This window comes from Clostridium sp. (genome assembly GCF_032552055.1).
Taxonomy (GTDB): Bacteria; Bacillota; Clostridia; order Clostridiales; family Clostridiaceae; genus Clostridium.
The window spans coordinates 1-5,102 of the sequence record NZ_JAWGSV010000230.1 but is presented as its reverse complement, the minus strand read 5'-3'; the positions used below and the strand labels follow the sequence as shown (position 1 = coordinate 5,102).

Annotated in this window: 7 protein-coding genes and 1 pseudogene; 7 read left to right on the top strand and 1 reads right to left on the bottom strand. The window is 25.7% G+C overall.

The annotated features are described in order from the left end of the window. Both E6248_RS12985 and E6248_RS12980 read left to right on the top strand, forming a co-directional pair. A pseudogene (locus E6248_RS12985) lies at positions 1-232 on the top strand (hypothetical protein); the annotation flags it as partial. Positions 233-425: 193 nt separating this feature from the next. Then, the gene (locus E6248_RS12980) at positions 426-854 is read left to right on the top strand and encodes a DUF3783 domain-containing protein (protein WP_316341217.1); all 429 of its coding nucleotides are present in this window, start codon (positions 426-428) and stop codon (positions 852-854) included. Between the two features lie 56 nt (positions 855-910). Here E6248_RS12980 and E6248_RS12975 read toward each other — a convergent pair whose 3' ends face one another. Beyond that, complete coding sequence (locus tag E6248_RS12975; RefSeq protein ID WP_316341216.1) at positions 911-1,753, bottom strand: DegV family protein; 843 nt, start codon at positions 1,751-1,753, stop codon at positions 911-913. 171 nt (positions 1,754-1,924) lie between these two features. On the opposite strand from E6248_RS12975, the gene E6248_RS12970 reads away from it, so the two are divergent. The 5 genes from E6248_RS12970 to E6248_RS12950 form a co-directional block, all read left to right on the top strand. Then, entirely contained in the window at positions 1,925-2,602 is a 678-nt protein-coding gene (locus E6248_RS12970; protein ID WP_316341215.1) for a cytochrome c biogenesis protein CcdA, read from the top strand. Between the two features lie 12 nt (positions 2,603-2,614). After that, positions 2,615-3,166, top strand: coding sequence for a TlpA disulfide reductase family protein (locus tag E6248_RS12965; RefSeq protein WP_316341214.1), 552 nt, complete (start codon positions 2,615-2,617; stop codon positions 3,164-3,166). A 153-nt stretch (positions 3,167-3,319) separates the two neighbouring features. Further along, the gene (locus tag E6248_RS12960; protein ID WP_316341213.1) at positions 3,320-3,730 is read left to right on the top strand and encodes a rhodanese-like domain-containing protein; all 411 of its coding nucleotides are present in this window, start codon (positions 3,320-3,322) and stop codon (positions 3,728-3,730) included. A 79-nt stretch (positions 3,731-3,809) separates the two neighbouring features. Continuing rightward, positions 3,810-4,382, top strand: a complete 573-nt coding sequence (locus tag E6248_RS12955) for a hypothetical protein (RefSeq protein ID WP_316341212.1) — start codon at positions 3,810-3,812, stop codon at positions 4,380-4,382. A 248-nt stretch (positions 4,383-4,630) separates the two neighbouring features. Then, on the top strand, positions 4,631-5,102 hold a 472-nt coding region (locus E6248_RS12950), incomplete at its 3' end, for an AraC family transcriptional regulator (RefSeq protein ID WP_316341211.1).

The following is a 5,102-nucleotide window of genomic DNA, read 5'->3' as shown; positions in this document are numbered from 1 at the left end:
GCTTAGATATAATTATAAAGGATTAATTACTTTAAAGTTTTCATTATATTGGGGAGTTTTATCATACATAGGAATAACTTATGTTAATCCTGTTGTTAGAAATTTTTATTTAAGTTTAGAACTATTTATAAGGCCAATTAATGTTATTTTGGCAATAATAATTTTAATAGATATAATATTAACTATTACGTCAAAATTAAACTTAAAAAAATCAAGGTTGCTTAATTCTTAAGTATTTTATATGATATAAATAAGAAATGTTTATCCGATCGCTACCATTGCTAACACTCCACCTTCTATAAGTGGGAGCTAAGCACTGCTACGCGCCTGGATTAGTTCTTCTAACCTTCAGATGGAGTAGGCATCCTGTTAAGAAAATTCCATCTGAAGATAAGAATCACTTTATGTAAGAAAAGGAGAAATTTATGTCATTTGAATTATTAGATACTAAAGAAACTACAACAGAAGAAGGTAGAAGTTGTTTAATATTATGTAACTTTAATGGTAAGGAAGCCAAAACTGTAAGCAATTTAGCAGGAATGCTTGGAATAAGAGATAAGGTACTTATAAATTATAAAAATGGTAATACTTTAGTTAAAGATGTTATAAATAATAACTTACTAAATGATGCTGAAGATGGAGTGAAAAATAAAGCAATAATATTTAATAATATACCAGGAAATAAGATAGGATTATTTATAGAAAATCTAAAGAAGTTTAGATTAAATAATGTTTTAAAAGCAACAGTTACTGAAACTTCAAGAGAATGGACAGTAGATGTATTATTAAAGAACTTAGTAGCTGAAAAAGTAGCTATGCAAACAGGAAAAGACTTTGATCATGAAGAGCAATAAAAGGGATGCGAAAGCATCCCTTTTATAATTAAGAATTAAGAATGAAAAATGAAAAATTATTCTAGCATTACTGCTACAGCTAGTAGTCTTGGACCTGAATGAATTCCAACTGCTGGTGTGATAGTACCTTTATACATAAATGTAGTATTTATATGTTTTTCTAAAGTTTCTTTTAATTTATTTGCTTCTTCATGCATAGTTCCAGTCATAACTATTACTTTTCCCTTACCTTTATCTAAAATGCTTGTTGCGAGGGAAGATAATTTATTAAAGGCTTGTTTTGATCCTCTTACCTTTGAATGGTTAGTATAAGAACCATTTTCATCCATAGTTATAATAGGTTTTAAATTAAGTAATTGTCCAATACCACCTGTTACTTTTCCGATTCTTCCACCTTTAATTAAATATTCTAATGTATCAACTGTGAAATATAACCATAAGTTTTCTCTTATTTTAGGAATTCTATTGCAAATGTAGTCAAAATCTTTATTTTCTTCTATCATTTTACCAACTTCAATGACAATTAAACCTACAGCCATAGAAAGTATTTTAGTATCAAAAATAAAAGTATTTATATTACTAAAATCTTCACTAGCTAATCTAAAGCTATTTATAGTACCTGATAACCCAGAAGATACAGGTAATACTATAGCATGAGTATATCCTTCAGCTTCTAGTTCACTGTATAAAGATTTAACATCCTGAACTGAAGGCATAGAAGTAGTAGGAAGCTCTTCTTCAAGTCTAGAATATACTTCTTCAGGAGTGATAGTAACACCATCAATATATTCTCTATCTTTATATAATACTTTCAAAGACACAACTTTCGCATTATATTTATCTGCATATTCTTTAGGTAAACCACAAGTACTATCAGTTATTAAAGCAATTTTATTCATTCATAACATTCCTTCCACACTTTATTATATTAATAAGATAACATAAAAGTTTGTATAGTGCAACGTATAGTTTTGAAAACTATATGATAAAATATTGAGTATAATAATCATTATATTTATACATTCTACTAATTATGTTATAGTATAGTAAAAAAGAAAAGGAGAGAATATGTGAATTATTTAATATTATTTTTAGAAGGTATAATTACGTTTATATCTCCGTGTATATTACCAATGATACCAATGTATATTTCATATTTCATGGGAGGAAGCAAGGAAAATAAAAATTCTAAGGCGCTAATTAATTCAATTGGATTTGTTATAGGATTTTCAATAGTTTTTACTATTTTAGGAGCTGCTTTTGGTACCTTTGGTACTTTCTTAAAAGAATATATGAATGTATTTAATATAGTAGCAGGAATTATTTTAATATTATTTGGATTAAATTATATAGGAATATTAAAAGTAGTTGTGCTTAATAGGAGCTTTAAGCTAAGCAACAAAAAGGCAAAAGACTTAAATTTTTTAGCTGCTATAACATTTGGAATGATATTTGCAATAGGGTGGACTCCCTGTGTTGGAACATTTTTAGGCTCGGCATTAATGTTAGCTGCAAATAGTCAAACAACAATAGAAGGTGTATTTATGCTCTTAACCTATAGTTTAGGTTTAGGAATACCTTTTATAATTTCAGCTTTATTAATAGATAGCTTAAAAGCTGCCTTTAAATTTATAAAGTCTAATTACAAGGTAATAAATATTATTTCAGGTTCATTACTTATAATAATAGGAGTTTTAATGATAACTGGATATTTTAATTTATTACTTTCATATCTTACATTATTTTAAGGAGGGTGAAATTTGAAAAGTGTTTGGAAGGTTATAATACTTACATTAGTATTAGCAGTTTTAATTTTAGTTGTTAAGTTTGGATATGGATATTTAACGGGACAATATTTAGGTGTAGAGGATAGTAATATAAAGCAAGAGTTAAAAGAAGCAAAGGACTTTGAAGTTTATGATGAAGAAGGGAATATTGTAAAACTATCGGATTATAAAGATAAGAAGCCTGTAGTAATTAATATATGGGCAAGTTGGTGTGGACCATGTAAAGCAGAAATGCCATATTTTGAGGATGCTATAAATAAATATGGTGATAAGGTAGAATTTCTGATGATAAATTTAACTGATGGACAAAGAGAAACTAAAGAAAAAGCTTTAAAGTTCTTAAAAGATAATAATTTAGAAATGGATATATTATATGACTTAGATTATAGTGCAGCAAATGCTTATAATATTAGAGGAATTCCAAGGACTATATTTATAGATAAAGGTGGAAATATAATATACGATAGAGAAGGTGCTCTAAACGATGAAATTTTAGAGTCTAATATTAAAAAACTAATAAAATAGTAGGTCTTAGTTTAATTAATGATAAATTATGAAATTAGAATTATTTTAAAATTTATTTTTTAGAATAATGATATAAGTATTGAGAATTAAGTATGTGACTTTATTACAAACTTAATTCTCTTTTTGTATTATAATAGTTTTGAGGTGAGGATTTTGAGAAAAAATATAATAGTATTATTTTTAATATTAAGTACTTTAGTTATTTCAGGATGTACAACTTTAAATAAAGAAACTAGCTCTAAGGGGCAAGAATCAGCTATGGTATCAAAGATTACAGCAGAAGAAGCAAAAGAAGAAATGAATAATAGTGATGTAATAATATTAGATGTAAGAACAGAAGAGGAATATAACAGTGGACATATAAAAAAGAGTGTGTTAATTCCAGTAGATGATTTAGAAAACAAAGCAGAAGAGGTATTAGTAAATAAAGAACAAAAAATATTAGTTTATTGTAGAAGCGGAAATAGAAGTAAAAAAGCTGCTGATTTATTAGTTGAAATTGGATATACTAATGTATATGATTTTGGTGGAATAAAAGATTGGCCTTATGAGATAGTTAAGTAATAATAGGTTGGAAAGTTTATTTCATTATGGTATAATAATTATTATTAATTAATAATATACATAAGTGAGGTAGTTTAATATGAATAGTAAAGTGGAATTGATATTTGAAAATAATGAGTATAGAGTAGAAGTTAATGGATCTACTGTAAATAAAGATAAAGATGTAGAGAAGGCTTTTGAACAATTTAAAAGTGTAATTAGCAATAATAAAAGTGCTGAAGCTAAAGCTTGGGATGATATAGTAGAAAAGTTTGAGAATTTAAATAATAAAGACTTGGAAATAAATAATCAATATAGAACTATGTCTTATGGAAATATGAAGTATTTTTATAATATGGGAAAAGTATTTTATATGGGGAATGGTCAAATGATACCATTAATAGGTGGATATGGTTTATTTAAATTTGCTTTAAATATAGTATCTAATGTAGAATTAGATAAGGTTAATGACTTTGTAGAATTCTGTAAAGATGTAATGTTATGCAATATAAATTATAGAGTAACAGATTCAAGTATAATAGTATCAAGTGCAAGCTTTAATTATGGAGCATGTGAATATAATTTTATTAGCAATAAAATTAATAAAGGAGCTTCTATATCAAATGGTAGCTTTGAAGAGTTTAAGACTTATGTTTTAAATATAATTAAATAAGATAATAAAATTAATTGGTGATATAAATATTGTTTATATCACCAATTTTTAGTAATTAAATAATAAAAAATGAAAAAAACCTGTATATTAATATAAAATTATCATTATTATTAGACATAACTTCTAAATTTGCAAAAAAGATGCTCATTTTTTGGGTTATTGTAAAATTTTAACAAGGTAATTGAAGAATGTAGGAAAAATCTCTATAATGTGTATATAATTAATATTTTATAAAAGGAGAAGAGAATATGAAGGATGCTTTTGAAGGATATAATGATGAGTTTAATATTTTAGATAATAAGGTAACTTTATTAATTGAGGGTAGAAATAAAGATGAGTTAGTAAAGAAAATTAAAAATAAACAGGCTTTAGAAATAGAATATAAGAAAGATAAGAGTAGTAAAATTGATGATTTAATAATATGGAATGCAGTTTATGCAAGGGAAATATCAAGAAATGGAATTCCAAAGAAATATTTATATAGCCTTTATGAAAAATATTATAATAAGATTAAAGAATTCATTACATTAAAAGAGTTACAAGAAATAGAATTAACTATGCTTGATGAGTATATGAATTTACTTAATAATAACAATGAAATCACTGAAAGCTTTACAGTAAATAAACTTATACAAGCCCTTCATTTAAATGTTGAAAATCATACATCCTTAGAGGAAATATGTAAAAAACTCAATATATCCATAGGGTATGCATCTTCAT